The organism is Streptomyces sp. NPDC037126 (assembly GCF_055605965.1).
In genome coordinates this window covers 1,007,145-1,034,057 of the sequence record NZ_JBVJTD010000001.1, presented here as the reverse complement: position 1 = coordinate 1,034,057, position 26,913 = coordinate 1,007,145, and the positions used below count along the sequence as shown (strand labels likewise).

Annotated in this window: 25 protein-coding genes, 1 pseudogene and 1 riboswitch; of the genes and pseudogenes, 14 read left to right on the top strand and 12 right to left on the bottom strand. The window is 74.1% G+C overall.

What is annotated here, in order from left to right; genetic code table 11:
• Positions 1-37 precede the first annotated feature (37 nt).
• Both ACZ7FF_RS04760 and ACZ7FF_RS04755 read left to right on the top strand, forming a co-directional pair.
• Positions 38-1,133, top strand: a pseudogene (locus tag ACZ7FF_RS04760) (glycoside hydrolase family 15 protein).
• A gap of 5 nt (positions 1,134-1,138) precedes the next feature.
• Positions 1,139-1,894 (top strand): SDR family oxidoreductase, encoded by a 756-nt coding sequence (locus ACZ7FF_RS04755; RefSeq protein WP_470809462.1) that lies wholly within the window; start codon positions 1,139-1,141, stop codon positions 1,892-1,894.
• Between the two features lie 5 nt (positions 1,895-1,899).
• On the opposite strand, the gene amaP is transcribed toward ACZ7FF_RS04755, so the two are convergent.
• The 5 genes from amaP to ACZ7FF_RS04730 are packed head-to-tail and all read right to left on the bottom strand — an operon-like array spanning position 1,900 to position 4,163.
• Entirely contained in the window at positions 1,900-2,481 is a 582-nt protein-coding gene (amaP, locus tag ACZ7FF_RS04750; RefSeq protein WP_470809460.1) for an alkaline shock response membrane anchor protein AmaP, read from the bottom strand.
• Positions 2,482-2,487: 6 nt separating this feature from the next.
• The gene (locus ACZ7FF_RS04745; RefSeq protein WP_470809459.1) at positions 2,488-3,096 is read right to left on the bottom strand and encodes a DUF6286 domain-containing protein; all 609 of its coding nucleotides are present in this window, start codon (positions 3,094-3,096) and stop codon (positions 2,488-2,490) included.
• Entirely contained in the window at positions 3,096-3,455 is a 360-nt protein-coding gene (locus tag ACZ7FF_RS04740; RefSeq protein WP_470809457.1) for an Asp23/Gls24 family envelope stress response protein, read from the bottom strand. Before ACZ7FF_RS04740 ends, ACZ7FF_RS04745 begins: the two co-directional genes overlap by 1 nt.
• 4 nt (positions 3,456-3,459) lie before the next feature.
• A complete protein-coding gene (locus ACZ7FF_RS04735) occupies positions 3,460-3,654 on the bottom strand; it encodes a hypothetical protein (protein ID WP_470809456.1) in 195 nt (64 codons plus the stop codon).
• Between the two features lie 38 nt (positions 3,655-3,692).
• Complete coding sequence (locus ACZ7FF_RS04730) at positions 3,693-4,163, bottom strand: Asp23/Gls24 family envelope stress response protein (protein WP_470809454.1); 471 nt, start codon at positions 4,161-4,163, stop codon at positions 3,693-3,695.
• A gap of 87 nt (positions 4,164-4,250) precedes the next feature.
• Between ACZ7FF_RS04730 and ACZ7FF_RS04725 the strand changes: the two genes are divergently transcribed.
• On the top strand, positions 4,251-4,976 hold the full coding sequence (locus ACZ7FF_RS04725; RefSeq protein WP_470809452.1) for a nucleopolyhedrovirus P10 family protein: 726 nt from the start codon (positions 4,251-4,253) through the stop codon (positions 4,974-4,976).
• Between the two features lie 24 nt (positions 4,977-5,000).
• Here the strand turns inward: ACZ7FF_RS04725 and ACZ7FF_RS04720 are convergent, their stop codons facing one another.
• The 3 genes from ACZ7FF_RS04720 to ACZ7FF_RS04710 form a co-directional block, all read right to left on the bottom strand.
• The gene (locus ACZ7FF_RS04720) at positions 5,001-5,804 is read right to left on the bottom strand and encodes an enoyl-CoA hydratase/isomerase family protein (protein WP_470809450.1); all 804 of its coding nucleotides are present in this window, start codon (positions 5,802-5,804) and stop codon (positions 5,001-5,003) included.
• Positions 5,805-5,932: 128 nt separating this feature from the next.
• The gene (locus ACZ7FF_RS04715) at positions 5,933-6,154 is read right to left on the bottom strand and encodes a helix-turn-helix domain-containing protein (RefSeq protein WP_004002281.1); all 222 of its coding nucleotides are present in this window, start codon (positions 6,152-6,154) and stop codon (positions 5,933-5,935) included.
• A gap of 335 nt (positions 6,155-6,489) precedes the next feature.
• The gene (locus ACZ7FF_RS04710; protein WP_470809448.1) at positions 6,490-8,088 is read right to left on the bottom strand and encodes an ABC-F family ATP-binding cassette domain-containing protein; all 1,599 of its coding nucleotides are present in this window, start codon (positions 8,086-8,088) and stop codon (positions 6,490-6,492) included.
• Positions 8,089-8,337: 249 nt separating this feature from the next.
• Between ACZ7FF_RS04710 and ACZ7FF_RS04705 the strand changes: the two genes are divergently transcribed.
• A complete protein-coding gene (locus tag ACZ7FF_RS04705; RefSeq protein ID WP_470809446.1) occupies positions 8,338-8,751 on the top strand; it encodes a VOC family protein in 414 nt (137 codons plus the stop codon).
• 16 nt (positions 8,752-8,767) lie between these two features.
• Here ACZ7FF_RS04705 and ACZ7FF_RS04700 read toward each other — a convergent pair whose 3' ends face one another.
• From ACZ7FF_RS04700 to ACZ7FF_RS04690, 3 genes are all read right to left on the bottom strand, one after another.
• Entirely contained in the window at positions 8,768-10,174 is a 1,407-nt protein-coding gene (locus tag ACZ7FF_RS04700) for a hypothetical protein (RefSeq protein WP_470809444.1), read from the bottom strand.
• A 158-nt stretch (positions 10,175-10,332) separates the two neighbouring features.
• On the bottom strand, positions 10,333-11,460 hold the full coding sequence (locus tag ACZ7FF_RS04695; RefSeq protein WP_470809595.1) for an alpha/beta hydrolase: 1,128 nt from the start codon (positions 11,458-11,460) through the stop codon (positions 10,333-10,335).
• Positions 11,461-11,689: 229 nt separating this feature from the next.
• Entirely contained in the window at positions 11,690-12,358 is a 669-nt protein-coding gene (locus ACZ7FF_RS04690) for a class II aldolase/adducin family protein (RefSeq protein ID WP_470809443.1), read from the bottom strand.
• Between the two features lie 195 nt (positions 12,359-12,553).
• Here ACZ7FF_RS04690 and ACZ7FF_RS04685 point away from each other — a divergent pair, with 195 nt between their 5' ends.
• The 10 genes from ACZ7FF_RS04685 to cobI all read left to right on the top strand — a co-directional run bounded on the left by ACZ7FF_RS04685 (position 12,554) and on the right by cobI (position 26,147).
• Entirely contained in the window at positions 12,554-13,318 is a 765-nt protein-coding gene (locus tag ACZ7FF_RS04685; RefSeq protein WP_470809441.1) for a lysozyme, read from the top strand.
• A gap of 144 nt (positions 13,319-13,462) precedes the next feature.
• On the top strand, positions 13,463-14,722 hold the full coding sequence (locus ACZ7FF_RS04680) for an inorganic phosphate transporter (RefSeq protein ID WP_470809440.1): 1,260 nt from the start codon (positions 13,463-13,465) through the stop codon (positions 14,720-14,722).
• Between the two features lie 36 nt (positions 14,723-14,758).
• Positions 14,759-14,986, top strand: a complete 228-nt coding sequence (locus ACZ7FF_RS04675; protein WP_470809438.1) for a hypothetical protein — start codon at positions 14,759-14,761, stop codon at positions 14,984-14,986.
• A gap of 145 nt (positions 14,987-15,131) precedes the next feature.
• Positions 15,132-15,273, top strand: a riboswitch (cobalamin riboswitch).
• Positions 15,274-15,371: 98 nt separating this feature from the next.
• The gene (locus ACZ7FF_RS04670; RefSeq protein ID WP_470809436.1) at positions 15,372-16,310 is read left to right on the top strand and encodes a cobalamin biosynthesis protein; all 939 of its coding nucleotides are present in this window, start codon (positions 15,372-15,374) and stop codon (positions 16,308-16,310) included.
• Positions 16,307-17,815: a cobyric acid synthase gene (locus ACZ7FF_RS04665; protein ID WP_470809434.1), complete on the top strand. Its 1,509-nt coding sequence runs from the start codon at positions 16,307-16,309 to the stop codon at positions 17,813-17,815. The genes ACZ7FF_RS04670 and ACZ7FF_RS04665 overlap by 4 nt, the downstream gene beginning before the upstream one ends.
• Entirely contained in the window at positions 17,812-21,462 is a 3,651-nt protein-coding gene (gene cobN / locus ACZ7FF_RS04660; protein WP_470809433.1) for a cobaltochelatase subunit CobN, read from the top strand. Before ACZ7FF_RS04665 ends, cobN begins: the two co-directional genes overlap by 4 nt.
• The gene (locus tag ACZ7FF_RS04655; protein WP_470809432.1) at positions 21,459-23,450 is read left to right on the top strand and encodes a putative cobaltochelatase; all 1,992 of its coding nucleotides are present in this window, start codon (positions 21,459-21,461) and stop codon (positions 23,448-23,450) included. The genes cobN and ACZ7FF_RS04655 overlap by 4 nt, the downstream gene beginning before the upstream one ends.
• Positions 23,450-24,049 carry a cob(I)yrinic acid a,c-diamide adenosyltransferase gene (gene cobO, locus ACZ7FF_RS04650; RefSeq protein WP_470809430.1) on the top strand — a complete coding sequence of 200 codons (600 nt, stop codon included), beginning with the start codon at positions 23,450-23,452 and terminating at the stop codon, positions 24,047-24,049. The genes ACZ7FF_RS04655 and cobO overlap by 1 nt, the downstream gene beginning before the upstream one ends.
• Complete coding sequence (locus ACZ7FF_RS04645; RefSeq protein WP_470809428.1) at positions 24,049-25,419, top strand: cobyrinate a,c-diamide synthase; 1,371 nt, start codon at positions 24,049-24,051, stop codon at positions 25,417-25,419. The genes cobO and ACZ7FF_RS04645 overlap by 1 nt, the downstream gene beginning before the upstream one ends.
• Complete coding sequence (gene cobI, locus ACZ7FF_RS04640; protein ID WP_470809426.1) at positions 25,416-26,147, top strand: precorrin-2 C(20)-methyltransferase; 732 nt, start codon at positions 25,416-25,418, stop codon at positions 26,145-26,147. Before ACZ7FF_RS04645 ends, cobI begins: the two co-directional genes overlap by 4 nt.
• 23 nt (positions 26,148-26,170) lie before the next feature.
• Here the strand turns inward: cobI and ACZ7FF_RS04635 are convergent, their stop codons facing one another.
• A complete protein-coding gene (locus tag ACZ7FF_RS04635) occupies positions 26,171-26,902 on the bottom strand; it encodes a ZIP family metal transporter (protein WP_470809424.1) in 732 nt (243 codons plus the stop codon).
• Positions 26,903-26,913 lie beyond the last annotated feature (11 nt).

The following is a 26,913-nucleotide window of genomic DNA, read 5'->3' as shown; positions in this document are numbered from 1 at the left end:
CTGATTGGCCCCTCGGCGCCCAGGGAAACCGCATCCCGTGAACGCGCGCATTGAGGACTACGCCCTCGTCGGTGACGAGCAGACCGCGGCCCTGGTCGGCAGGGACGGCTCGATCGACTGGCTGTGCCTGCCCCGCTTCGACTCCGCCGCGTGCTTCGCCAGGATCCTCGGCGACGAGGACCACGGCCACTGGCGCATCGCCCCCGACGGCGCCGACCGCTGCACCCGGCGCGCCTACCGGCCCGACACCCTCGTCCTGGACACCGAGTGGGAGACCGCCGACGGCGCGGTGCGCGTCACCGACCTGATGCCGCAGCGCGAGCGCGCACCCGACGTCGTACGGATCGTGGAGGGCGTCCGCGGTCGGGTCACCGTCCGCAGCACCCTGCGCCTCCGCTTCGACTACGGCTCGGTCATGCCCTGGATGCGCCGCTCCGACGGCCACCGGGTGGCCGTCGCGGGCCCCGACTCCGTGTGGCTGCGCGCCGAGCCGGCGGTGCGCACCTGGGGCGAGGGCTACTGCACCCGCTCCGAGTTCACCGTCGGCGCGGGCGACCGGGTCGCGTTCGTGCTCACCTGGCACCCCTCGCACGACTCCAAGGTGATGGAGTGGGTGGCCGCCGACCGCGCCGTGCGGACGCTGGAGCGGCATCGGGAACCCGACGGCGACCCGGAGGGCTGGCGGGCCCTGCGGGACGAGGTCCACCGGGAGGCGTGCGAGAAGGGCTACGACTCCGGGCGCAACACCTTCACCCAGTACTACGGTTCCCGCGAGCTCGACGCCGCCCTGCTGCTCATCCCGCGGGTCGGCTTCCTGCCCCCGGACGACCCGCGGGTCGTGGGCACGGTCGACGCGATCCGCGACGACCTCGGCCGCGGCGGCTTCCTGCGCCGGTACGACGCCGAGGCCCCCGGCGGCCCGGGCGTCGACGCACTGCATCTGACCGGCCGGACGAAGGAGGCACGGGAGCTGTTCGACCGGCTGGTGGGCGTGGCCAACGACGTGGGCCTGCTCGCCGAGGAGTACGACCCCCGACGCCGGCCGCCGGCTCGGCAACCTCCCCCAGGCCTTCAGCCATCTCGGCCTGGTGAACACCGCCCTCACGCTGTTCGGAGACGACCAGGCAGGATAGGAACCATGGATCTTGGACTGAAGGACCGGGTGTACATCGTCACCGGGGCCACGCGCGGGCTGGGCAACGCCGCCGCGCGCGAGCTCGTCGCCGACGGCGCGAAGGTGGTGATCACCGGCCGGGACGAGAAGCGGGTCGCCGACGCCGCCGGCGAACTGGGCCCGAACGCGGTGGGCGTGGCCGTCGACAACGCCGACGCGGAAGCCCCCGAGCGGCTGATCGCGGCCGCCCGCGAGCACTTCGGCGCCTTCCACGGGGTGCTGGTGAGCGTGGGCGGCCCGCCGCCCGGGTTCCTCGCCGACAACACCGACGAGCAGTGGCGCGGCGCGTTCGAGTCGGTGTTCCTCGGCGCGGTGCGCCTCGCCCGCGCGGCGGCGGCCGAGCTGGAGGAGGGCGGCGTCATCGGGTTCGTGCTGTCCGGCTCGGTGCACGAGCCGATCCCGGCGCTGACCATCTCCAACGGGCTGCGGCCGGGGCTCGCCGGGTTCGCGAAGTCCCTCGCGGACGAGCTGGGACCGCGGGGCATCCGCGTGGTGGGCCTGCTGCCGGCGCGCATCGACACGGACCGCGTGCGCGAACTGGACGGGCTGTCGGCGGATCCCGAGGCCACCCGCGCCGCCAACGTGTCCCGGATCCCGCTGCGGCGGTACGGGGCGCCGCAGGAGTTCGGGAAGGTCTCGGCGTTCCTGCTGTCCCCGGCCGCCTCCTATCTGACCGGGGTCATGCTGCCCGTGGACGGCGGGATGAGGCACGGCTTCTGAGCCGGTCAGGTCACCCGTTCCGCACGGTGCCGCACCGCTCTCAGCCGTACCTCCGCCGGGAGTGAGGCCAGCCCGGCCGACTCACGCGCGTGGGCCAGCGCCCGGCCGGTGAAGTCGCCGAGGGCCTCCGCCGGGTCCACCTCCGGCTCCAGCTCCAGCGCGGCCCGTGCGGTGGGGCGCGTACGACGGCCCCGCAGCCGGACCCGGGCGTGGGCCACGCCCCGCTGCGCGGCCGCGTCCTCGGTGAGGGCGCTCTCCAGGGCGCTGCCCCGCAGGGAGGCGCCCTCGCCGTCGCCGGTGTCGACGAGGACCTCGCCGAGCCGGTGCCGGCGCAGGATCGCCGTCAGCCACCACAGGGCGAGCAGGAAGATCACGGAGAGGGCGGCGATGACCGCCGGCCACCACCAGCCGGCCCCCCTCCAGTGGGTGCGCTCGGCCCGGGTGAGCAGCACGTCGTGCGGGCCGGCCTGGATCCACCAGGAGGGCGGCCGCACACCGTGGCCGACGGCCAGCACCGCCCCGCCGAGCACCAGCAGGATCAGGCCCACCAGGCCCAGCAGCACGCGGTTGACGCCGCCTTTGCGCATCCTCCCTCACCCCTTCCGTCCGGGCCGGGTCACGCGCAGGGAGAGCCTGGGCGGCCGGGTCAGGCCGAGGCCCTTCACCGCCTCGGTGAGCGTGCCGAGCAGGTCGGCGCGCACGTCCTCCAGTTCGCGGAAGTGCGAGACGGCACGGACCCGGGCCTTCCTCCTGCGCATCCGCACCCGTACCGCCCGTACGCCGGACAGCTCCATGGCCCGGTCGCGCAGCACCTGCGCCGCCGCGTCCCGCCGGAGCGCGGCGCGGACCTCGGGGTGCGGGCGTCGCATCGGCAGCAGGGCTCGCAGGCCGGGGGTGAGGGCGAGGGCGATCAGCCACAGGCCGAGAGCGGCGGCGACGGCCGCGCCTGCCACCACATAGGTGTCGTCCAGCGGCCGCGCGGCCAACTCGCGGGCCAGCACCCGGCGCCACCGCATCGCGGGGTGGTGGGTGCGCACCGAGACGACGTCGTAGAGCAGCAGGCCCGCGCCCGCCGCGATCAGCACGGCGACGATGCCCGCGGGGACGCGGCGCGGCGACCAGAAGCGGCCGCTGCCGCCGGGGGCGGGCGCGTCGGGCCCCGCGGACTTGTCGAGGGTGGTGGTGCCCGGTTCCTCGCCCATCACGCCCTCCCCGGTGCGGCCGGACGGTGCAGCCGCTCGATGCGGACGTCGACCTCGGACACCCTCATGTCCACCAACCCGCCCACCCGTTCGATGACTTGGCGGCGCACGGCGGCGCAGCGGGCGCCGATGTCGCAGGGGTAGTCGAGTTCGACGTCCACGCGGACGCGGGCCGCGTCATGGCGGACCACGACCGTGGCGTGCGGGGCGGCGGCGTTCGCGGGCCGCGGGGCGAGTGCCTCACGGGCCGCCTGGGAGGCGATCTTCGCCACGACCCGGTCGGCGATCCGGGTGGCGCCGCGTTCGCCCGGCGGCACGGGGGCCGGCGGGCGGCTCAGCGTGCCGGTCTCGGCGGTCACCCGGTCACCCCCGCCGGTCGCGCCGGCCGTCACGGGTGTGGAAGAGGTCCCCGAGATCCAGGTCACCCTCGGCGAAGCGGCCGACGACGAACCCGACGGCCCCGAGCGCCGCCACCAGCAGGAAGGCGGCGAAACCGCCGAAGTACCCGGCGAAGCCCAGCCCCATTCCGGCGATCAAGCCGATCATGGCCATGCTCATGCAGCGCTCCTCAGCTCGTCAGCGTGCGGGGTCGGCGGTCACTGGATCCGGGGCTCCGGTTCCTCTTCCTCTTCCTCGGGCAGCTTGACGTCGCTGACCGCGATGTTGACCTCGACGACCTCGAGTCCGGTCATCCGCTCCACGGAGCCGATCACGTTCTCCCGCACCGCGTGGGCGACCTCGCCGATCGAGAAGCCGTACTCCACGACGATCTCCAGGTCGAGCGCGGTCTGGACCTCGCCCACCTCCGCCTTCACGCCACGGGTCACGGATCTGGTGCCGCCGGGCACCCGGTCGCGCACGGCGCCGAAGGTGCGGGCCAAGCCGCTGCCCATGGCCCACACGCCGACCACCTCGCGGGCGGCGAGGCCCGCGATCTTCTCCACCACTCCGTCGGCGATGGTCGTCCGTCCCCGGGTCGCCGGATCGCCGCCGCCGCGTTTGACGGTCCTGCGTGTCGTCGCCTGCGGCTCGGGTTCGCCTTCGGGAGTCGTCGTCATGTGGGTCATCGCCGTACGTCCCTTTCGGTCGTCTTCCTCCGACCACCGTAAGCAAGGTTGCCCGTCTGCGCGCCGGGGATACGGCAGGCTGGAGGAATGACGGCGGACGCGTGGACACAGGTCGTACGGCATCAGGTGGGACTCGGCAGGCTGCTGCCGCTCGGCGGGCCGCGTGACGGGGCGTGGATCACGGAGGCGGCGGCCAGGGCGGTGCTGGCGCGTGCCGCGGCGGACGAGATGCCCGGGGTGCGGCTGGGCGGGCTGCGGATCGCGCTCGCCGATGCGCCGGAGGCGTACGAGCCGGTGGTGCCGGCTCCGCCGAGCGCGCTGCCGCCGGGCTCCCTCCGGGTGACGGCGGACTTCGCGGCGGGGCCGGCCGAGCCGCTCCCGGAGGCGGCCTCCCGGCTCCGGCTGGTGCTGGCGACGGCCGCGACGGGGCTGCTCGGCCTGGAGGTGACGGAGGTGGACCTCCGGGTCACGGAGCTGCTGGAGGAGGGCGGCCGGGAACCGGCGGCGGTGCGCCCGCCGTTGCCGCAGGCCGCGCGCGAGGCCACGGACCCGGACGAGGCCGCTGCGGCCGCGGCGGCCCTGGCCGTCCCGGGGGTCACCCGGCTGACGGGCTCACTGGGCGGACTGGGCCGGGCGGTGCGCATCGAGGGGCGCACGGAGGACGCCGCCCTCCCCCACCGGCACGTCCGCGTGGAACTGGCGGCCGGCCCGGACCACCGGACCGTGGACGTGGCCCGGGGCGTGCGGGCGGCCGTGCGGGAGGCGCTGGCGGACCGGCCGACGGTGGCGGTGCTGGTGACCGCGGTCGGCTGACCCGCCGCCCGGCCGGTCAGCGGGTCATTCGCCGACGCCCGCCAGGTCCCGGAGCCGACGGGCCTGTGCGGCGCGCTCGGCGGCGCGCTGCTCGTCGTAGCTGCGGTCGGCCGCACCGCGCAGCAGCGCCTTGGTCTCCACCACGGCGTCGCGCGGCGGGGCCAGCAGCGCGGCGGCCAGGTCCCGTGCCGCGTCGTCCAGTTGGCCGGCGGGCACGGCGATGCTGGCGAGCCCGCTCGCCACCGCCTCGTCGGCCTCCACGAACCGCCCGGTCACGCAGATCTCCAGCGCGCGGGCGTAGCCCACCAGCCCGACCAGCGGGTGTGTGCCGGTCAGGTCGGGGACGATGCCGAGGCTGGTCTCGCGCATGGCGAACTGCACGTCGTCCGCGACGACCCGCAGGTCGCACGCGAGCGCGAGCTGGAATCCGGCACCGATGGCGTGCCCCTGGACGGCGGCGATGGAGACGATGTCGTTCCGCCGCCACCAGGTGAACGCCTCCTGGAATTCCGCGATGGTCGCGTCGAGCCCGGCGTCGTCACGGCGCGCGAGATCGGTGAAGGTCGGCTCGCCCGGGATCCCCTCCGGAGTGAACATCTGCCGGTCCAGCCCGGCGGAGAAGGACTTGCCCTCGCCGCGCAGCACGACGACGCGGACGGACCCCGGCAGCAGCCGGCCGGCCTCGGTGAGCGCGCGCCACAGGGCGGGGCTCTGCGCGTTGCGCTTGGCCGGGTTGTTCAGCGTCACCGTGGCGAGCGTGTCGTCGACGGTGAGCCGTACGCCGTCCTTGTCGAGTACAGGAGCGAGGTCCTGGTCGGGCGAAGCCATGGGGCGCCTCCGATGGGTGCGGTCATCACGCATTGCCGTACGGCATGCTAAGTGACTGCACAGTAACCACCCGGTCGATCAGTCCGCCGACCGGGTGGCCACCATCGAAGCCGATGGGCCGCCCGGAGTCAGGACGATGCGGCCTTCTTGCCCCGGGTCGCTCCGCCACGCCCACGTAGCGTGACGCCCGACTCGCTGAGCATCCGGTGCACGAAGCCATACGAGCGGCCGGTCTCCTCGGCCAGCGCCCGGATGCTCGCACCGGAGTCGTACTTCTTCTTCAGGTCTGCCGCGAGCTTGTCGCGCGCGGCGCCGGTCACCCGGCTGCCCTTCTTCAGAGTCTCGGCCACCCGTGCCTCCTCATGGGAAGTGCGCTCTGGTCTCCTCATGATCACCCCTCCGGGGCGCGATGGCCACCCATTCGGCAAGGTCGGTGAGACATCGTTGTGACGACAGGAGTGGATCCCCACAAGCGGAATGCACGATTCAGCGGGGTCGTGTCCGTGGGGCCGAACGGGTGGATTCGCGAAGTGCCAGGTCAGGGACGCGAAACGGCCGACCCCTTGGGAGACAAGGGATCGGCCGCGAAATCGGTGTACGACACACCTCGATACGAGGAGATCTCACACAGATGATGGATCACGACTCGGCCGAATGATCCATACTCCGTGGATCAGGCTTTCGATCACGCCAGGGCGACGAGATCGGCGTAGTCGGAGCCCCACAGGTCCTCGACGCCGTCCGGCAGCAGGATGATCCGCTCGGGCTGGAGCGCGTCGACGGCGCCCTCGTCGTGGGTCACGAGGACGACCGCGCCCTTGTAGGTGCGCAGGGCGCCGAGGATCTCCTCGCGGCTCGCGGGGTCCAGGTTGTTGGTCGGCTCGTCGAGGAGCAGCACGTTCGCCGAGGAGACCACCAGGGTGGCCAGGGCGAGACGGGTCTTCTCACCGCCGGAGAGCACACCGGCGGGCTTGTCGACGTCGTCGCCGGAGAACAGGAACGAGCCCAGCACCTTGCGGACCTCGACCAGGTCCATGTCGGGCGCGGCCGAGCGCATGTTCTCCAGGACCGTGCGCTCGGGGTCGAGGGTCTCGTGCTCCTGGGCGTAGTAGCCGAGCTTGAGGCCGTGGCCCTCGATCACCTCGCCGGTGTCGGGCTGCTCGACGCCGCCGAGGAGCCGGAGCAGGGTGGTCTTGCCGGCGCCGTTGAGGCCGAGGATGACCACCCGGGAGCCCTTGTCGATGGCCAGGTCGACGTCGGTGAAGATCTCCAGCGAGCCGTACGACTTCGACAGTCCCTCGGCCGTCAGCGGGGTCTTGCCGCAGGGCGCGGGCTCCGGGAAGCGGAGCTTGGCGACCTTGTCGGAGACGCGTACGGCGTCCAGGCCGGCCAGCAGCTTGTCGGCGCGGCGGGCCATGTTCTGCGCGGCGACCGTCTTGGTGGCCTTGGCGCGCATCTTGTCGGCCTGCGAGTGCAGCGCGGCGGCCTTCTTCTCGGCGTTGGCGCGCTCGCGCTTGCGGCGCTTCTCGTCGGCCTCGCGCTGCTGCTGGTAGAGCTTCCAGCCCATGTTGTAGACGTCGATCTGGGAGCGGTTGGCGTCCAGGTAGAAGACCTTGTTGACGACCGTCTCGACCAGGTCGACGTCGTGGGAGATCACGATGAAGCCGCCGCGGTAGGTCTTCAGGTAGTCGCGCAGCCAGACGATCGAGTCCGCGTCGAGGTGGTTGGTCGGCTCGTCGAGCAGCAGGGTGTCGGCGTCCGAGAACAGGATGCGGGCCAGCTCGATACGGCGGCGCTGACCGCCGGAGAGCGTGTGCAGGGGCTGGCCGAGCACCCGGTCGGGCAGGTTGAGGGCGGCGGCGATGGTGGCGGCCTCGGCCTCGGCGGCGTACCCGCCCTTGGTGAGGAACTCGGTCTCCTGGCGCTCGTACTGCCTGAGCGCCTTCTCGCGGGTGGCGCCCTGGCCGTTGGCGATGCGCTGCTCGTTCTCGCGCATCTTGCGGATCAGCACGTCCAGGCCGCGGGCGGAGAGGACACGGTCGCGGGCGAGGACGTCGAGGTCGCCGGTGCGGGGGTCCTGCGGCAGGTAGCCGACCTCGCCGGAGCGGGTGATGGTGCCGCCGGCGGGGATGCCCTCGCCGGCCAGGCACTTGGTGAGGGTGGTCTTGCCTGCGCCGTTGCGGCCGACGAGGCCGATGCGGTCGCCCTTGGCGACTCGGAAGGTTGCGTTCTCGATGAGGACGCGCGCACCGGCGCGCAGCTCGATACCGGAGGCGGAGATCACGGACAGACTCCAGGGCGTACAGGGATTGGCGGGTGGGCGGCTGAGGACGTTCCCGCTGTCTAATGCGCGAGGAGAATGGCCATGCGGACAAGTCTAACGGGGCCGTGCAAGCTGTTTTTCTACGTCCGCACGTTCGGGCCGCGCACCGGAAGATCGTCACCGGGTGGACGCGCGGCCGGGGCCGTTGTCGGTGGCGGCTGCGAGACTCGGTTGCAGGCCACGGAACCGACGCGCGAAGGGGTGATCGGCATGGCAGGCACGGGTGGTGGACGGCCGAGTATCTGTCCCACGCTGCTGTACGCGGACGCGAAGGCGGCGATCAGGCAGCTCACGGAGGCCCTCGGCTTCACCGAGCTCTCGGTGTACGAGACGGAGGACGGCACGGTGATGCACGCTGAGCTGGTCCAGGGAAACGGCGCGGTGATGCTCGGCTCCAAGGGCCGCGGCGGACTGTTCGACGCGGCGATGAAGGACGCGGGTCCCGCCGGGGTGTACGTCGTGGTGGACGACGTGGACGCCCACCACCAGCGGGCCGTGGAGCACGGCGTGGAGATCCTGATGCCCCCGACGGACCAGGACTACGGCTCGCGGGACTACATGGCCCGGGACACCGAGGGCAACATCTGGAGCTTCGGGACGTACGCCCCCGAGGTCGGCGTCTGAGCCTCCCCCGCCCCGCTCATCCCCCGGTGTGCACCTGGAACGCGGCCCGGCGCACGGCCTTGGCCAGCGCCGGGTCGGGGTGGGCGGCGGCGAGGGCGACCAGGACCTGCACGGTGCGCGGGTGACCGACGGCGCGGACCTCGTCGAGCAGCTGGGGGACGGTGGGCTGCACCGCGGACTCCAGGTGCCGGACCAGCATCGGCGCCTCACCGTGATCGGCGACGGCCGCGGCGGTGTCCACCCATAGCCAGGTGGCCTCCTCGCGGGTGAGGACCTCGTGGGCGTCCTCGGGGTCGACGCCGTCGTGCTCGGCGAGCCACAGCAGGGCGTACGGCCGCAGGGCCGGCTCGTCCACGACGGAGTGCACGTCGGGCTCGGCGGGAGCGCCGACCACCCGCAGCGCCTCGAAGGCCAGGCCGCGCAGCAGGGCGTCCTCGCCCCGGGCGGCGTCGAGCAGCTCGGTGACGGCGCTGCCCACGGTGCGGGCGGCGAGCCAGGCGCGGTACTCGGCGCGGGCCGCGTTGGGGCGGAGCTGGGCGCAGCCGCGGAGCATGTCCTCGGCGGACTGCTCGATGTTGCCGGCGGGGCTCTGCGCGGCCACGCAGATCTGCTCGAGCTTGACCCAGACCGCCCAGCTGCCCAGCGGGGTGAGGGTGGCCTGGCCGTCGCCGCAGGTGAGGGCGCCGACCGAGCCGAGGGCCCCCAGCGCCCAGTCGAGGAGGGGGGCGAGGGGGGCGTCCGCGGCGGGCGCGGGGTCGGCCGCCGCGGGCTGCTCGGCGCCGGGCCCGTAGGAGATCTCGCAGCGCTCGGTGCGCAGCTCGGTGACGCGCTGCTGGAGCAGGTCCAGGAGCTGCTCGACCGGGACGGGCCCGGCGGACAGCTGGAGGAAGGAGAGCACCTGGGGCATGGCCGAGACGACCTCGGCGACGGCGGCCGGCTCGTGTCCCTCGGGCTCGGGGCGGGCGAGCGACCAGGCGTCGAAGAGGGCGACCCAGCCGCGCAGCACGGCGCTGTCGTCACGGTCCCATGCGCGCAGGCGCCAGCCGGGGCGCGCGCTGTCGCCGTGCACCTCGACGAGTCCGGCGAGGCGTGCGGTGTCCCAGTCGGCGCGGATCCGGCCGGCGCTCAGGCCGAGGTCGGCGGCGGCGCGCTCGGCGGTGGTGTCGGAGAGGGTGGCCTTGCCGTCGTCGGTGGCGTCGTCGCGGCCGGGGCCGAGGGCGGCGTCGGCCCAGCGGGCGACACGGACCGCGCCGGCCAGCCCGGTGCGGGCCATTCCGGCCAGTTCCGCCGGGGCCGGGGTGCCCTCCGGCGGCCGGGGTGCGGGGCGGCGCGGGCGCCGCTGGTTCACAGCTCTGGGGGCGGCGGCCAGGGGTCGCGGTCGGACGAGTCGGAGCCTGGAGTCGCGCGGGATACGGGACGTCACGAGTGCAGTCTTCCGGTTGACGGTCAGAAAACCCAAACGGAATGTCACGGCGGGCGACGGGGCTGGCCAACGCACCGGGTCCGACGCGCCCCGGGTGGACGGGATCCGGCCGGTCGTACAGCCTTAAACGGAATGTCCGGCACCGGGGCAGGCGGGCCTCACACCAGCGGCGTCAGGAAGCGGCGCAGGCGCTCCTCGTACTCCTTCGGGTCCGGGTTCCACATCGCCGCGTGCGGAGCGTTCCGCACGGTGTGCAGGGTCACCCGGTCGGGGCGGCGGGCGGCGAGGCGGCGGGAGTACTCGAAGGGGGCCACCTGGTCGCCGGGACCGTGGATGATCAGCGTCGGTACGGTGAGCCGGTCGGGGTCGGTGATCTCGGCGACCCGGTCGGCGTGCAGCCCGGCCCTGCCCTGTGCGGCCCGGACCGCGAGCGGCAGCAGCGGCTGCGGGGTGTGGCGGGCGTGGGCGAGGGCGCGCAGCGTGGCCTCCCAGCTGAGCACCGGCGAGTCGAGGATCAGCCCGGCGATGCGCTCGCGGACCGGGGAGTGCTCGGCGGCGCGCAGGGCCATGGTGGCGCCGGTGGACCAGCCGAGCAGCACCACGCGGCGGGCGCCGTAGCGGACGGCGTAGCGGATCGCCGCGTCCACGTCCCGCCACTCGGTCTCGCCGAGGTGGTTCAGGCCGTCCGGCGGGCGCGGGGCGCCGAGGTCGCCGCGGTAGGCGAGCGCGAGGACGGGCAGGCGGCCCCTGTGCAGCGCGCCCATGACGTTCATGGCGTGCTCGCGGGTGGTGCCGAGGCCGTGCACCGCGATCACCCAGGTGTCCCGTTGGCCGGGCAGGAACCAGGCCGGCAGGGCGCCGAGTTCGCCGGGCACGTCGACGTCGGCGTGGTCGAGGCCGAGGGCGGCGCCCGGGTTGCCGACGTACAGGTTCGGGGTGAGCCAGACGGTGTCGCCGGGGGCGAAGGTGCCGTGCGTGACCCGGTCGAGGCGGCGCACGACGGTGTCGGCGCTGTGCGGGGCCGCCTCCAGGACGGGCCCGACGACGGCGTGGGAGCCGTCGCCCGCGAGGCCGTAGGTGCCGGGGCGCAGGGAGGCCAGGTCGCGGGTGAGCGTGATCTGGCCGGCGGTCGTGCCGTGCACGGTGAGGCGGGGTTCGGTGGGCAGCGGCCGGCCCGGGGCGGCCTTCAGCGCGGCGTCGCTGGCGAGCCTGCCGGCGGCGACGGATGCCGCGCCGGCGGCCAGGACCGCGGTGAGCGCGGCGGCGGTCGCTTTGACGGTGCGCACGGGTCCAGTGTCGTGGGCGTCGCCGCGGGCGGCCAGCCGGAGGGCCGGGCCGGGCGACAGCCGCAGTGGTGCGGGCCGCTTCGGCGGCAGGGGCGCGGCACGTCGCGGGCGGGCGCCGTTGCCGCGGAACGCGGCGAGCGGGCCGGTGGTGCCGCGGAGCGCGGCGAGCGGACCCGTGGTCCCGCGGAGCGCGGGGAGGGAGCGGAAGAGGGGATTGCGCGACAAGGGGTCACCTCCGTTGGCCGTATCCCTTCAAACGTTCCCCGGCCTCGGCCAGTTGTGCCTCCGACAACAGGGACGGGCTCAGGCCCGGCACGCAGGACGCCGTCAGCCACAGCCGGCACATCCACTCCAGCTGGGCGGTGCGGTCATAGGCCTGGTCGAGGGTGGCGCCGTAGGTGACGGTGCCGTGGTTCTGCAGCAGGCAGCCGGAGCGGCCGGCGAGGGCGCGCAGCATGTTCCCGGCGAGCTCGTCGGTGCCGTAGGTGGCGTAGGGGGCGACGCGGACGGGGCCGCCGAGGGCGCCGGTCATGTAGTGGGCCGGGGGGAGTTCGGGCACGAGCGTGGAGACCGCGGTGGCGTGCACGGCGTGGGTGTGGACGACCGCGCGGGCGTCGGTGGTGCGGTAGACGGCGAGGTGCATGGGCAGTTCGCTGGTCGGCACCAGCGTGCCGAGCACCTGGCGCCCGGTGAGGTCGCACCCGGTGATGTCGTCCGGGGTGAGCCGGTCGTAGGGCACGCCCGAGGGGGTGACCAGCACCAGGTCCCCGAGGCGCGCGGAGACGTTGCCGGAGGTGCCGACGACCAGTCCGTCGGCGACGCTCCGGCGTGCCGTCGCGACCAGTGCCGCCCACAGGTGCGCCGCTTCCTCGTCCGCGTCCCGCCGCTGTTCGGTCATGCGGCGATCCTGCCAGCCGGCCCGTCGGCGGGCGGGCGTACGGGCGCTTCGGTCGTGCGAAGCCGTGCCCCCGAACGGGGGATCTCACCGCGAAACGCCAGAAATACAGTGCCGCCGCGGTGATCGGCGGGCCTTCAATGATCCCTCTTGCCCGCCGGACGACCGGGTCGTCCGCCACCCCGGGAGAGACGGCACATGGCCCGTGAACGCACCTTCCTCCGCCGCCGCGCCGGTGTGCTCGTGGCGGCCGCGGTGGGGCTCGCCCTCGCGAGCGCCACGACCGCCTCGGCCCACCCGGCCGGGCCCGCCGGGTGGGCCGACGGCCTGCCCCGCGGGCACGACGTGTCGTCCCACCAGAAGCAGGTGGACTGGCCGGCCGCGCAGGACGACGGCGCGCGGTTCGTCTACGTCAAGGCGACCGAGTCCACCGACTACCGCAACCCCTACTTCGACGCGCAGTACGACGGCGCGCGCGAGGCGGGCCTGCTCCGGGGCGCGTACCACTTCGCGCTGCCGGACAGGTCCTCCGGCGCCCGGCAGGCCGAGTTCTTCGTGCGCAACGGCGGGGACTGGCGGGCGGACGGCTGGACGCTGCCGCCGGCGCTGGACATCGAGTACAACCCGTACAACGAACAGCAGAAGTGCTACGGGCTGAGCAGGGAGCGGATGATCCGCTGGATCTGGTCGTTCAGTGACGAGATCGAGCGGGAGACCGGCCGCCGCCCGGTCATCTACACCACGGCCGAGTGGTGGAAGCTGTGCACCGGCGACAGCAGCGCCTTCGCCTCCCGCCACGCGCTGTGGATCGCGCGGCACGGCAGCTCGGATCCCGGGACGCTGCCGGGCGGCTGGCGTTACTGGACGATCTGGCAGTACGGCACCGGCGGCGGGCTGCCGGGTGACCAGAATCTCTTCAACGGCCCGGCGAGCAGCCTGCGGGCGTTCGCGCGGGGTTGGTAGCCCAAGGGGCGCCTGGACCCGCATCCGCAAGCGGAATCCCGATCGCCCGTCATGGACACCCCGATGCCCGACTCAGTTCATCTTCCGTTCACCCAGGTTGCCTACGTTCGTCCAGCCAACGACCTCGAACGATTGCCTGGGTAAATGGAAAGCTTCTCGCTGATCCTCGCGATTGTGGTGGTAACCGCACTCGCGTTTGATTTCACGAACGGTTTCCACGACACCGCGAACGCGATGGCCACCACCATCTCGACAGGCGCCCTGAAGCCCAGGATCGCGGTGACCATGTCCGCCGCCCTCAATCTGGTGGGCGCATTCCTCTCCGTGGAGGTCGCGAACACGATCTCCAAAGGTCTCGTCGACGAGACCGGCATCCGTCCCGAGGTCATCTTCGCCGCGCTCGTCGGCGCGATCCTCTGGAACCTGGTGACCTGGCTGGTGGGGCTGCCCTCCAGCTCCTCCCACGCCCTGATGGGCGGTCTGATCGGCGCCACCGTCGCCTCCGCGGGCCTCGGCGCCGTCCATGGTGACGTGCTGGTCACCAAGGTGCTGCTCCCGGCGGTCGCCGCGCCGGTGGTGGCGGGCATCGCCTCGATGCTGGCCACCCGGTTCTCCTACGGTGTCGGCGGCAAGGACGAGGGCGAGGCCACCCGCAAGGGCTACCGCGCCGGCCAGATCGCCTCCGCCGGCCTGGTCTCCCTCGCGCACGGCACCAACGACGCGCAGAAGACGATGGGCGTCATCACCCTCGCGCTGATCACGGGCGGCGCCATCGCCCCCGGTTCCAACCCTCCCACCTGGGTGATCCTCTCCGCGGGCCTGGCCATCGCGCTCGGCACCTACATCGGCGGCTGGCGCATCATCCGCACCATGGGCAAGGGCCTGACCGACCTGGAGCCGCGCCAGGGCTTCGCCGCCCAGACCAGCGCCGCGACCGCCATCCTGGCCTCCTCCCACCTCGGCTTCTCCCTCTCCACCACCCATGTCGTCTCCGGCTCGGTGATGGGCGCGGGCCTGGGCCGCAAGGGCGGTGTGGTCCGCTGGTCCACCGCGACCCGCATGGCCGTCGCCTGGGTGCTCACCCTGCCGGCCGCCGCCCTGGTCGGCGCGGGCGCCGAGACCGTCACCGGCCTGGGCGGCTGGGGCACCGCCGTCGTCGCCGTCTTCCTGGTCGCCGCGAGCGCCACCATCTGGAAGCTCTCCCGCCGCGAGGTCATCGACCACACGAACGTCAACGCCGTCGACGGGACCGCGGAGCCGGCCGGCGTGGTGACCACCGCCATCGCCGCGGTGACCCCGCCCCCCGTGGGCACGGTCGCCGAGGGCCTGACGGCCACGATCCCCTCCCCGGCCGCCGAACCGGCCACCGCCGCCCCGGCCGCTCCCCCGGCCGCCACCGTCTGACCCGGTCACTCCTCCGGTTACTAAGGAAGCATCCCCATGAAGATCGACTGGGCGGCCATCGGCTCCGTCTTCGGCGTCAGCCTCGTGGCCACCGTGGGCCTGGTGGCCCTGTTCACCCTCGGCATCAGGGGCCTGGCCCGGCGCGAACGCGCCTCGTCCCAGGGCGACTCCGCGGCCCTCGCCGTCACCGGCGCCTACGTCTGCTTCGCGGCCTGCGCGGCGGCGGTGGCGTACGGCTTCTACCTGATCGTGGTCAAGGCCTGACCGGGCATCAGGCCCGAGGCACGACCGAGCAGTCCCGAGAGGCTCCCCTCCACCTGGTGTGGCGGGGAGCCTCTTTCGTACCCGCAGGCACCGCGGTGTGGGGATCGGCACACTCTCCCCTCGCAGGTCAACGGCAAGTTGACGGCCGTTCCGGGTGCGTGGTGGACTGCCCAGGCCATCTACGGCGGCAGAAGAGGAAGCCGGTGCGAATCCGGCGCGGTCCCGCCACTGTCACCGGGGAAGAACCCCCGGGAGCCAGGAACTCTCGCCGCCGGATCTCGCCGTACCAGGGCGCGGACACCCTGAGTGAGGACACGTATCGCGATGCTCGGCTGCCCGAGGACCAGTACCAGGACCGCTTCCGCGCCCACGGCCGGCTGAGCCGATGGGTGCCGATCGCATTTACGCGTACGGCGCCGCCGCCGGCCTTCTCGGTGACCTGCTCCTCGGCGACCCCCGCCGCGGGCATCCGGTCGCCGTGTTCGGACGGGCGGCCGCCGCCGTGGAAGGCGCGCTGTGGCACGACCACCGCGGCTGGGGCGCGCTGCACACCGTCGTGTGCGCCGGCGGCGCCGTAGCCCTCGGCACGGTCGCCGCGCGCGCCGTACGCCCCTCCCCCCTCGCCGGCGTCGCGCTGACCGCCGCCGCCACCTGGGCCGTCGTCGGCGGCACCTCCCTCGCCCGGGAGGCGCGCGCCGTCGGGCGCGCCCTGGAGGCGGGGGACGTCGAGGCGGCCCGGGCCCGACTGCCCCACCTGTGCGGCCGGGATCCCCAGGCCCTGGACGCCGACGGCATCGCCCGGGCCGTGGTCGAGTCCGTCGCCGAGAACACCTCCGACGCCGTCGTGGGCGCCCTGGTGTGGGGCGCCGTGGCCGGGGTGCCCGGGCTGCTCGGGTTCCGCGCGGTCAACACCCTCGACGCGATGGTCGGTCACAGGTCCCCGCGCCACCGCCGCTACGGCTGGGCCTCGGCCCGCCTCGACGACGTCGCCGGCTGGCCGGGGGCCCGGCTGACCGCCGTACTCGCCGCGCTGGCCGGACCCGACCCGCGCGGCGCCGTACGGGCGTGGCGGGCCGACGCGGCGAAGCACCCGAGCCCCAACGCCGGGCCCGTCGAGGCCTCCTTCGCGGGCGCCCTCGGCGTACGCCTCGGCGGGACCCTCTCCTACGGCGGCCGTGTCGAACACCGCCCCGTGCTGGGCGGCGGACGGGCCGTCCGGGTCACCGACATCGACCGGGCCGTACGGCTCTCCCGCCGCGTCGGCCTGCTCGCGCTCGGCGCCACGGTCGCCGCGCGCCGACTCGTGAAGGGACGTGCGAAGTGAGCGGTGGTCTCCTCGTCGCCGGCACCACCTCCGACGCCGGCAAGAGCGTCGTGACGGCCGGGATCTGCCGGTGGCTGGTGCGCCAGGGTGTGAAGGTCGCGCCGTTCAAGGCGCAGAACATGTCCCTCAACTCCTTCGTGACCCGCGAGGGGGCGGAGATCGGGCGGGCCCAGGCCATGCAGGCCCAGGCGTGCCGGATCGAGCCGACCGCGCAGATGAACCCGGTGCTGCTCAAGCCCGGCGGTGAACAGAGCAGCCAGGTGGTGCTGCTGGGCAGACCCGTGGGCGAGCTGAGCGCGCGCGGCTACCACGGGGGGCGCCAGCAGCGGCTGCTGGGCACGGTCCTGGACTGCCTGGCCGAGTTGCGGGGCACGTATGACGCGGTGATCTGTGAGGGGGCGGGCAGCCCGGCGGAGATCAACCTGCGCCGGACCGACATCGTGAACATGGGGATCGCGCGGGGCGCGCGGTTGCCCGTCCTCGTGGTCGGGGACATCGACCGCGGGGGCGTCTTCGCGTCCTTCTTCGGCACGGTCGCCCTGCTCTCGCCCGAGGACCAGGAGCTGGTCGCCGGGTTCCTGGTGAACAAGTTCCGGGGTGACGTCTCCCTGCTGGAGCCCGGGTTGGAGATGCTGAAGGGCCTCACCGGGCGCCCGGCGTACGGCGTACTGCCGTTCCGGCACGGGCTCGGCATCGACGAGGAGGACGGGCTGCGGGTGTCGCTGCGCGGCACCGTCCGGGAGTCCACGGTCGCTCCCCCGCTCGGCGAGGACGTGCTGCGGGTCGCCGTGTGCGCGATCCCGCTGATGTCCAACTTCACCGACGTCGACGCGCTGGCCGCCGAACCGGGCGTCGTGGTGCGCTTCGTGGACCGGCCGGAGGAGCTGGCCGACGCGGACCTGGTCGTCGTTCCGGGGACCCGGGGCACGGTCCGGGCGCTGCAGTGGCTGAGGGAGCGCGGGCTCGCGGACGCCCTCGTGCGCAGGGCCGCCGAGGGGCGCCCGGTCCTCGGCGTCTGCGGCGGCTTCCAGATCCTCGGCGAGCACATCGAGGACGAGGTCGAGTCGCGCGCCGGCGCCGTCCCCGGGCTCGGCGTGCTGCCCGTGCGGGTGCGGTTCGCCCGTGAGAAGACCCTCGCCCGGCCCGTCGGCGAGGCCCTGGGCGAGCGGGTCGAGGGCTACGAGATCCACCACGGGGTGGCCACGGTCGAGGGCGGGGACACCTTCCTCGACGGATGCCGGGCCGGCCAGACCTGGGGCACCCACTGGCACGGTTCGCTGGAGTCGGACGGCTTCCGGCGGGCCTTCCTGCGCGAGGTGGCCGCCGCCGCGGGCCGCCGCTTCGTGCCGGCGCCGGACACCTCCTTCGCCGCGCTGCGCGAGGAGCAGCTCGACCGGCTCGGCGACCTGATCGAACAGCACGCGGACACGGACGCGCTGTGGCGGCTCATCGAGTCGGGCGCGCCGCAAGGACTGCCTTTCATTCCACCGGGAGCGCCCGCATGAGCACAGTGTTGTTGTTGTCGACCGCCGACACGGATCTGCTGGCGGCCCGGGCCTCCGGCGCGGACTACCGCATCGGCAACCCCAACCGGGTCGACGTCGCGCAGGAGCTGCCGGAGCTGCTCGACGGGGCGGACCTCGCCGTCGTACGGCTGCTGGGTGGCAAGCGCGCCTGGGAGGACGGGCTGGCCGCGCTGCGGGCGTCCGGGATCCCGGCGGTGCTGCTGGGCGGCGAGACCGTGCCGGACGCCGAGCTGATGGCCGAGTCGACCGTGCCCGCCGGTGTGGTGGCCGAGGCGCTGAGGTACCTGGTCGAGGGCGGTCCGGAGAACCTGCTGGAGCTGTCCCGGTTCCTGTCCGACACCGTGCTGCTGACCGGCGAGGGCTTCGAGGAGCCGCGCAGGATGCCGGAGTACGGCGTCCACGGCTCGTACGAGGTCCACGGCGGCCGTCCGACCGTGGGCGTGCTCTTCTACCGGGCGCACGAGCTGAGCGGCAACACCGCCTTCGTGGACACCCTGTGCGAGGCGATCGAGGCGAAGGGCGCCAACGCCCTCCCGGTGTACTGCGGTTCGCTGCGCGGCGCGGACGCCGGGCTGTACGAACTGCTGGAGCGGGCCGACGCGCTGGTCGCCACCGTGCTCGCGGCGGGCGGCACGCACGCCTCGCAGGCGTCGGCGGGCGGTGACGAGGAGGCCTGGGACATCGGCGCCCTCGCCGACCTGAACGTGCCCGTCCTGCAGGGCCTCTGCCTCACCTCCTCGCGGGAGGCGTGGCAGGAGTCGGACGCGGCGCTGTCCCCCATGGACGCGGCGATGCAGGTCGCGATCCCGGAGTTCGACGGCCGTCTGATCACCGTGCCGTTCTCCTTCAAGGAGCAGGGCCCGGACGAGGTCCCGGTGTACGTCGCCGACCCCGAGCGGGCCGCCCGCGTCGCCGGGATCTCCGTACGGCACGCGGCGCTCAGGCACCGGCCGAACGCCGAGAAGCGGGTCGCGCTGGTCTTCACCGCGTACCCGACCAAGCACTCCCGCGTCGGCAACGCGGTCGGCCTGGACACGCCCGCCTCGGCGGTACGGGTGCTCGACGCCCTCCGGGACGCCGGGTACTCGCTCACCGAGTACCCCGCCGAGGGCGACGAGTTGATCCACCGGCTGATCGAGGCCGGCGGCCACGACGTGGAGTGGCTGACGGAGAACCAGCTGGCGGCGGCGCCCGCGCGGGTCCCGCTGGCCGACTACCGGGCGTGGTTCGAGAAGCTGGACCCGCGGCTGCGGGACGCGATGACCGAGGCGTGGGGAGAGCCGCCGGGCGGTCTGTACGTCGACGGCGACGACATCGTGCTGGCGTCCCTGCAGTTCGGGAACGTCGTGGTGATGATCCAGCCGCCGCGCGGCTTCGGCGAGAACCCGATCGCGATCTACCACGACCCCGACATGCCCCCGTCGCACCACTACATGGCCGCCTACCGCTGGCTGGACAACAGCTTCGGCGCGGACGCGATCGTGCACATGGGCAAGCACGGCACGATGGAGTGGCTGCCGGGCAAGGGCCTCGGGCTGAGCGCCGGCTGCGCCCCGGACGCGGTCCTCGGCGAACTGCCGCTGATCTACCCGTTCATCGTCAACGACCCCGGCGAGGGCACCCAGGCCAAGCGGCGCGGGCACGCCACGGTGGTCGACCACCTGGTGCCGCCGATGGCGCGCGCCGACAGCTACGGCGACCTGGCCAAGCTGGAGCAGCTGCTGGACGAGTACGCCCTCGTCTCCGACCTGGACCCGGCGAAGGCCCCGGCCGTCCGCGCCCAGATCTGGACCCTCGTCAAGGCCGCCGAGCTGCACCACGACCTGCATGTGGACGAGCAGCCGGACGACGAAGCGTTCGACGAGTTCGTCATGCACATCGACGGCTATCTGTGCGAGATCAAGGACGTGCAGATCAGGGACGGCCTGCACATCCTGGGCGGCGGCCCGGTCGGCGAGCCCCGGGTGAACCTGGTGCTGGCCGTGCTGCGCGCCTCGCAGGTGTGGGGCGGGCAGGCGAACGCGCTGCCGGGGCTGCGGGCCTCGCTCGCCGCCCACTTCGGGCTGGACGAGAAGGAGCTGCTGGGCGAGCCGGGCGCGCCGGTGAAGGTGCCGGTGGAGCTGACCGATCTGGTGGAGGGGCCCTCCCGGACCGCCTCCGACGCGATCGACCTGCTGGAGCAGCTGTGCCGCGGGGTCGCGGAGGGCATGGAGGAGCGGGGCTGGGAGCGCACGGCCGCGCCCGCCGTCCTCGGCGACGCGCTCGGCTTCGAACTCCCCTCCGCCCTCGGCGTGCTGGAGTTCGCCTGTGACGAGGTCGTGCCGCGGCTCGCGCGGACGACGGACGAGATCGGGCACATCCTGCGCGCGCTGGACGGCGGTTACGTGCCGGCCGGCCCGTCGGGCTCTCCCACCCGCGGTCTGGTGAACGTGCTGCCGACCGGCCGGAACTTCTACTCGGTGGACCCCAAGGCCATTCCCTCCCGGCTGAGTTGGGAGGTCGGCCAGTCGCTGGCCGACTCGCTGGTCGCCCGGTACCTGAGCGACACCGGCGAGTACCCGAAGTCCGTCGGCCTGACGGTCTGGGGCACGTCCGCGATGCGCACCCAGGGCGACGACATCGCCGAGATCCTGGCGCTGCTGGGCTGCCGTCCGGTGTGGGACGACGCCTCGCGCCGGGTGACCGGCTTCGAGGTGGTCCCCCTGGCGGAGCTGGGGCGCCCGCGCATCGACGTCACGGTCCGCATCTCCGGCTTCTTCCGGGACGCCTTCCCGCACGTGGTGGGGCTGATCGACGACGCGGTGCGGGCGGTGGCGGAGCTGGACGAGCCCGCCGGGAGCAACTACGTCAAGGCGCACGCCGACGAGGACACCGCCGCGCACGGCGACCGGCGGCGCGCGACGGCCCGGGTCTTCGGCTCGAAGCCCGGCGCGTACGGCGCCGGTCTGCTGCCGCTGATCGACGCCCGCAACTGGCGCTCGGACGCCGACCTCGCCGAGGTGTACGCGGTGTGGGGCGGCTACGCCTACGGGCGCGGGCTCGACGGGCGGGCGGCGCGCGGGGACATGGAGACCGCGTTCAGGCGGATCGCGGTCGCCGCGAAGAACGTCGACACCCGCGAGCACGACCTGGTCGACGCCGACGACTACTTCCAGTACCACGGCGGCATGGTCGCGATGGTGCGCCATCTGACCGGTGCCAACCCCGAGGCGTACGTGGGCGACTCGGCCACGCCCGACCAGGTGAGGACGCGCACCCTCGGCGAGGAGACCCACCGGGTCTTCCGGGCCCGGGTGGTCAACCCGCGCTGGATGGCGGCCATGCGCCGGCACGGCTACAAGGGCGCCTTCGAGATGGCGGCCACCGTGGACTACCTGTTCGGCTACGACGCCACGGCGGGCGTGGTCGACGACTGGATGTACGAGAAGCTCAGCGCGGAGTACGTCTTCGACCCGGAGAACCGGGACTTCATGAAGAAGTCCAACCCGTGGGCGCTGCGCGGCATCACCGAGCGGCTGCTGGAGGCGGCCGACCGGGGCCTGTGGGCGGAGCCGGACGCGGAGACGCTGGAGCGGCTGCGCGCCACCTACCTGGAGCTGGAAGGCGACTTGGAGGGCGACCAGTGAGCACCCCGTTCCCCTTTACGGCCGTTGTCGGCCAGGACGACCTGCGGCTCGCGCTGCTGCTGAACGCCGTGTCCCCGGCGGTCGGCGGGGTGCTGGTGCGCGGCGAGAAGGGCACGGCCAAGTCGACGGCGGTGCGCGCCCTCTCGGCGCTGCTGCCGGCCGTGGACGTCGTCGCGGGATGCCGGTTCTCCTGCGACCCCGACGCGCCCGACCCGGCCTGCCCGGACGGCCCGCACGAGCCCGGCGCCTTCGAGACCCGTCCGGCGCGCATGGTCGAACTGCCGGTCGGCGCCTCCGAGGACCGGCTCGTCGGCGCGCTGGACATCGAGCGGGCGCTCGCCGAGGGCGTGAAGGCGTTCGAGCCGGGTCTGCTGGCCGACGCGCACCGCGGCATCCTCTACGTCGACGAGGTCAACCTGCTCCACGACCACCTGGTCGACCTGCTGCTGGACGCGGCGGCCATGGGTGCCTCCTACGTGGAGCGCGAGGGCGTGTCCGTGCGGCACGCGGCCCGGTTCCTGCTCGTCGGCACCATGAACCCCGAGGAGGGCGAGCTGCGGCCGCAGCTCCTCGACCGGTTCGGGCTGACCGTGGAGGTCGCGGCCTCCCGGGAGCCGGACCAGCGGGTGGAGGTCGTACGGCGCAGGCTGGCGTACGACGACGATCCGGCCGGCTTCGCCGGGCGGTGGGCCGAGGAGGAGCGCGCCGTACGTCAGCGGATCGTGGCGGCGCGGGAGTTGCTGCCCGCGGTGCGGCTGGGCGACGGGGCGCTGCGGCAGATCGCGGCGACGTGCGCGGCCTTCGAGGTGGACGGCATGCGCGCCGACATCGTGATGGCCCGTACGGCGACCGCGCTGGCCGCGTGGGCCGGGCGGACGGACGTGCTGGCCGAGGACGTGCGGCAGGCCGCGCTGCTCGCGCTGCCGCACCGCAGGCGCCGCAACCCCTTCGACGCGCCGGGGCTGGACGAGGACAAGCTGGACGAGACGCTGGAGCAGTTCTCGGGCGAGAGCGACGGCGAGGACGATCCCGACCCGGACGGTCCCGGGGGCGGGGGCGGCCGGCCGTCGCCCGAGGACGGCCCCCAGGGCGGCGGGGACACCGCCGCGCGGCCCGAGGCCGGTGAGGGCGGTGAGCCCGAGGCGTCCGGCGGGCGGGAGCAGTCGGCGGTGCGGGCCTCCGAGCCCTTCCGCACGAAGGTGCTGAGCGTGCCCGGGATCGGTGAGGGTGCCGCCGGGCGGCGCTCGCGGGCACGGACCGAGCACGGGCGCACCACCGGGTCCCGGCGGCCCCGGGGCGCGCTGACCAAGCTGCACCTGGCGGCCACCGTGCAGGCCGCCGCCCCGCACCAGCGGGCGCGCGGCCGGTCCGGTCCCGGCCTGGTGATCCGCCGGGACGATCTGCGGCAGGCGACGCGGGAGGGGCGCGAGGGGAACCTCGTGCTGTTCGTGGTGGACGCCTCCGGGTCGATGGCGGCGCGGCAGCGGATGGCCGCCGTGAAGGGCGCGGTGCTGTCGCTGCTGCTCGACGCCTACCAGCGGCGGGACAAGGTGGGCCTGGTGACCTTCCGGGGGTCCGCGGCGGACGTGGCGCTGCCGCCGACGTCCTCCGTGGACGCGGCCGCCGCACGGCTGGAGTCGCTGCCGACCGGGGGCCGTACGCCGCTGGCCGCCGGGCTGCTCAGGGCGCACGAGGTGCTGCGGGTGGAGCGGCTGCGGGACCCGGCGCGACGCGCGCTGGTCGTGGTGGTGACCGACGGGCGGGCGACGGGAGGCCCGGAGCCGGTGGTGCTCGCGGGGCGGGCGGCCCGGCTGTTCGCGGCCGCGCAGACCGCCTCGGTGGTCGTGGACTGCGAGTCGGGGCCGGTGCGGCTCGGGCTCGCCGGGCAGCTCGCGGGTGAGCTGGGCGGTACGGCGGTGACGCTCGACGAGTTGCGGGCCGACTCCATCGCCGGGCTGGTGAAGGACGTACAGAGGAGGGCCGCGTAGTGCCGCAGGGACAGCCGAGTGTCGTACCGGACGACGGCCTGACGACACGTCAGCGACGCAACCGTCCGCTGGTCGTGGTGCACACGGGCGTCGGCAAGGGCAAGTCCACCGCCGCGTTCGGGCTCGCGCTGCGCGCCTGGAACCAGGGGTGGCCCATCGGGGTGTTCCAGTTCGTCAAGTCGGCGAAGTGGAAGGTCGGCGAGGAGAACGCGCTGCGGGTGCTGGGCGCCTCCGGCGAGGGCGGGACCGTCGACTGGCACAAGATGGGCGAGGGCTGGTCCTGGGTCCAGCGCGACGCGCAGATGGACAACGAGGAGAAGGCCCGGGAGGGCTGGGAGCAGGTCAAGCGGGACCTTGCCGCCGAGACGTACCGGCTGTACGTGCTGGACGAGTTCGCCTACCCGATGCACTGGGGCTGGGTGGACACCGACGAGGTCGTGGAGGTGCTGCGCGACCGGCCCGGCACCCAGCACGTGGTGATCACCGGGCGGAACGCGCCGGAGAAACTGGTCGGCCTCGCCGACCTCGTCACCGACATGTCCAAGGTCAAGCACCCCATGGACGTGGGGCAGAAGGGCCAGAAGGGCATCGAGTGGTGATGTCCGTCCCCCGGCTGGTCGTCGCCGCGCCCTCCTCGGGCAGCGGCAAGACCACCGTCGCCACGGGGCTGATGGCCGCGTTCGCCGCGCGGGGGCTCGCCGTGTCCCCGCACAAGGTCGGACCGGACTACATCGACCCCGGGTACCACGCACTCGCGACCGGGCGGACCGGGCGCAACCTCGACGCGTACCTGTGCGGTCCCGAGCTGGTCGCCCCGCTCTTCCTGCACGGGGCGCGGGGGTGCGACATCGCCGTCGTCGAGGGCGTGATGGGGCTGTACGACGGGGCGGCGGGCGAGGGGGAACTCGCGTCCACCGCCCACGTGGCCAAGCTGCTGCGGGCACCGGTGGTGCTGGTGGTCGACGCCTCCTCGCAGTCGCGGTCGGTGGCGGCGCTGGTGCACGGGTTCGCGTCCTGGGACCCGCGGGTGCGGGTCGGGGGCGTGATCCTCAACAAGGTCGGGTCCGACCGGCACGAGTCGCTGCTGCGGGAGGCGCTGGACGCCTCCGGGGTGCCGGTGCTGGGCGTGCTGCGGCGGACCGCCCGGGTGGAGACGCCGTCCCGGCACCTCGGGCTGGTGCCGGTCGCCGAGCGGCGTTCCGCGGCGGTCGAGGCGGTCGAGGCGATGGCCGCGATGGTCTCCGGAGGCTGCGACCTGGACGCCCTCGAGGCGCTCGCCCGTAGCGCGGGCGCCTTCCCGGAGGGCTGCGCCCCCTGGACCCCCGCCCCGCCCGCCGGCCACCTGGCGCGGCCCGCCGAGGGGCGGGCGCCCGTGGTCGCCGTCGCCGCCGGGTCCGCCTTCACGTTCTCCTACGCCGAGCACACCGAACTGCTCGCCGCCGCCGGTGCCGAGGTGGTCACCTTCGACCCGCTGCGGGACGAGCGGTTGCCCGAGGGCACGGCCGGGCTGGTCGTCGGGGGCGGGTTCCCCGAGGTGTACGCCGGTGAGCTGGCCGCCAACGAGCCGCTGCGCGAGGCGGTGGCCCGGCTGGCCCTCGGCGGTGCCCCGGTGGCCGCCGAGTGCGCGGGGCTGCTCTATCTCTGCCGGGAGCTGGACGGGCGGCCGATGTGCGGGGTGCTGGACGCCACCGCGCGGATGGCCGACCGGCTGACGCTCGGCTACCGGGACGCCGTGGCCGTCGGCGACAGTGTGCTGGCCGCCGCCGGCACCAGGATGCGGGGGCACGAGTTCCACCGCACGGTCGTCGAGCCGGGCGCCGGCGCCGCCCCCGCCTGGGGCGTTCGGACTCCGGTGCGGCGCGTCGAAGGTTTTGTGCAGGGGGGCGTGCACGCGAGTTATCTGCACACGCACTGGGCGTCCGAGCCCGGTGTCGCCCGTCGGTTCGTGGAGAGGTGCCGGACGTCATGAGCAGCAGGCTGGTCGGAGTCGGGGTCGGTCCCGGTGATCCGGAGCTGGTCACCGTCAAGGGGGTCAACGCGCTGCGGGCCGCCGAGGTCGTCGTCGTACCCGTCATGGACACCGGGGAGCGGGGGCGGGCCGAGGCGACCGTGCTGCACTACGTGCGGCCGGAGAAGGTCGTCCGGGTGGTGTTCGCGCTGAACGAGCGGAGCGACCGGGCGCGCCGGGAGGCCGCCTGGGACGCGGCCGGCGAGCGGGTCGCCGGGCTGCTGCGGGAGCACGGGTCCGTCGCCTTCGCCACCATCGGCGACCCGAACGTGTACTCGACGTTCACCTATCTCGCGCAGACCGTCGCGGAGCTGGTGCCCGGGGTGGCCGTGGAGACCGTGCCCGGGATCACCGCCATGCAGGACCTGGCGGCGCGCTCGGGCGCCGTGCTGACCGAGGGCACCGAGCCGCTGACGCTGGTGCCGGTGACCGCGGGGTCCGCCGTGCTCGCGGAGGCGCTGGCCGGGCCGGGGACGGTCGTGGCGTACAAGTTCGGGCGGCAGGCCGCCGAGGTCGCCGAGGCGCTCGCTCGGACCGGGCGGCTCGGGGACGCGGTGTGGGGGTCGGCGCTGGGTCTGCCGGAGGAGTCGGTGCGGCCGGCCGCCGAGCTGGACGGGGAGCCGCTGCCGTACCTGTCGACGCTGATCGCGCCGCCGCGGCGGGACGGCGGGCGGGGCGGGAAGCTGTGAGCTCCGAGGGGCCGGCCGTCCGCTCAGCCGGAGATGCCGACCACCAGCCAGATGAACGCCGCCCCGGCCACCGTGCACAGCAGGGTGGAGCGGGCCGGGTGCTCGTGATGGGCCTCGGGGAGGATCTCGGCGGCGGCGAGATAGAGCAGCACGCCGCCGAAGAGCCCGAGATAGCCGCCGAGCACCGGTTCGGGGATGTGGAAGAAGGCGGTCGACAGGGCGCCCAGGACGGGTGCGCAGGCGTCGGCGACCAGCATTCCGATCGCCCGGCGGCGGGCGTTGCCGTACAGGCTCGTGATGGTGAAGGTGTTGAAGCCGTCGGCGAAGTCGTGGGCGATCACGGCGAGCGCGACGGCCGTGGCCATGCCGCGGCCGACCTGGAAGGCCGCGCCGATAGCCACGCCGTCCATGAAGCTGTGGCCCACCATCGCGGCGGCCGCCGTGAGGCCCACCTCGGGCGCCCGGTGGTCGTGCCCCTCGGCGCCGCCGTGTGCGGCCTGCCGGGCTGCCAGCGTGCGCTCCACCAGGTGGGCCAGCAGGAATCCGGCCACGAACAGCAGCAGGGCGGCGGGTACGCCGAAGACCGGGCGGTCGGCCGCGCGCAGCGCCTCCGGCAGCAGGTCAAGGCCGACCACGCCCAGCATCAGGCCGCCGGCGAGTCCCAGGACGAGGTGGCGCCGGTCGGTCACACGCTGCGCCGTCCAGCCGCCGGCCAGCGTCATCAGGAACGCGCCGAGCGCGACGAAGACCGCCATAGGCCCTTGCT

Bases quoted from the DNA above. Each gene is read 5' to 3' on its own strand.
- ACZ7FF_RS04755 (WP_470809462.1), top strand. From the start codon at position 1,139: ATGGATCTTGGACTGAAGGACCGGGTGTACATCGTCACCGGGGCCACG.
- amaP (WP_470809460.1), bottom strand. From the start codon at position 2,481: ATGCGCAAAGGCGGCGTCAACCGCGTGCTGCTGGGCCTGGTGGGCCTG.
- ACZ7FF_RS04745 (WP_470809459.1), bottom strand. From the start codon at position 3,096: ATGGGCGAGGAACCGGGCACCACCACCCTCGACAAGTCCGCGGGGCCC.
- ACZ7FF_RS04735 (WP_470809456.1), bottom strand. From the start codon at position 3,654: ATGAGCATGGCCATGATCGGCTTGATCGCCGGAATGGGGCTGGGCTTC.
- ACZ7FF_RS04730 (WP_470809454.1), bottom strand. From the start codon at position 4,163: ATGACCCACATGACGACGACTCCCGAAGGCGAACCCGAGCCGCAGGCG.
- ACZ7FF_RS04725 (WP_470809452.1), top strand. From the start codon at position 4,251: ATGACGGCGGACGCGTGGACACAGGTCGTACGGCATCAGGTGGGACTC.
- ACZ7FF_RS04720 (WP_470809450.1), bottom strand. From the start codon at position 5,804: ATGGCTTCGCCCGACCAGGACCTCGCTCCTGTACTCGACAAGGACGGC.
- ACZ7FF_RS04705 (WP_470809446.1), top strand. From the start codon at position 8,338: ATGGCAGGCACGGGTGGTGGACGGCCGAGTATCTGTCCCACGCTGCTG.
- ACZ7FF_RS04690 (WP_470809443.1), bottom strand. From the start codon at position 12,358: ATGACCGAACAGCGGCGGGACGCGGACGAGGAAGCGGCGCACCTGTGG.
- ACZ7FF_RS04685 (WP_470809441.1), top strand. From the start codon at position 12,554: ATGGCCCGTGAACGCACCTTCCTCCGCCGCCGCGCCGGTGTGCTCGTG.
- ACZ7FF_RS04680 (WP_470809440.1), top strand. From the start codon at position 13,463: ATGGAAAGCTTCTCGCTGATCCTCGCGATTGTGGTGGTAACCGCACTC.
- ACZ7FF_RS04675 (WP_470809438.1), top strand. From the start codon at position 14,759: ATGAAGATCGACTGGGCGGCCATCGGCTCCGTCTTCGGCGTCAGCCTC.
- ACZ7FF_RS04670 (WP_470809436.1), top strand. From the start codon at position 15,372: ATGGGTGCCGATCGCATTTACGCGTACGGCGCCGCCGCCGGCCTTCTC.
- cobN (WP_470809433.1), top strand. From the start codon at position 17,812: ATGAGCACAGTGTTGTTGTTGTCGACCGCCGACACGGATCTGCTGGCG.
- ACZ7FF_RS04645 (WP_470809428.1), top strand. From the start codon at position 24,049: ATGTCCGTCCCCCGGCTGGTCGTCGCCGCGCCCTCCTCGGGCAGCGGC.
- cobI (WP_470809426.1), top strand. From the start codon at position 25,416: ATGAGCAGCAGGCTGGTCGGAGTCGGGGTCGGTCCCGGTGATCCGGAG.
- ACZ7FF_RS04635 (WP_470809424.1), bottom strand. From the start codon at position 26,902: ATGGCGGTCTTCGTCGCGCTCGGCGCGTTCCTGATGACGCTGGCCGGC.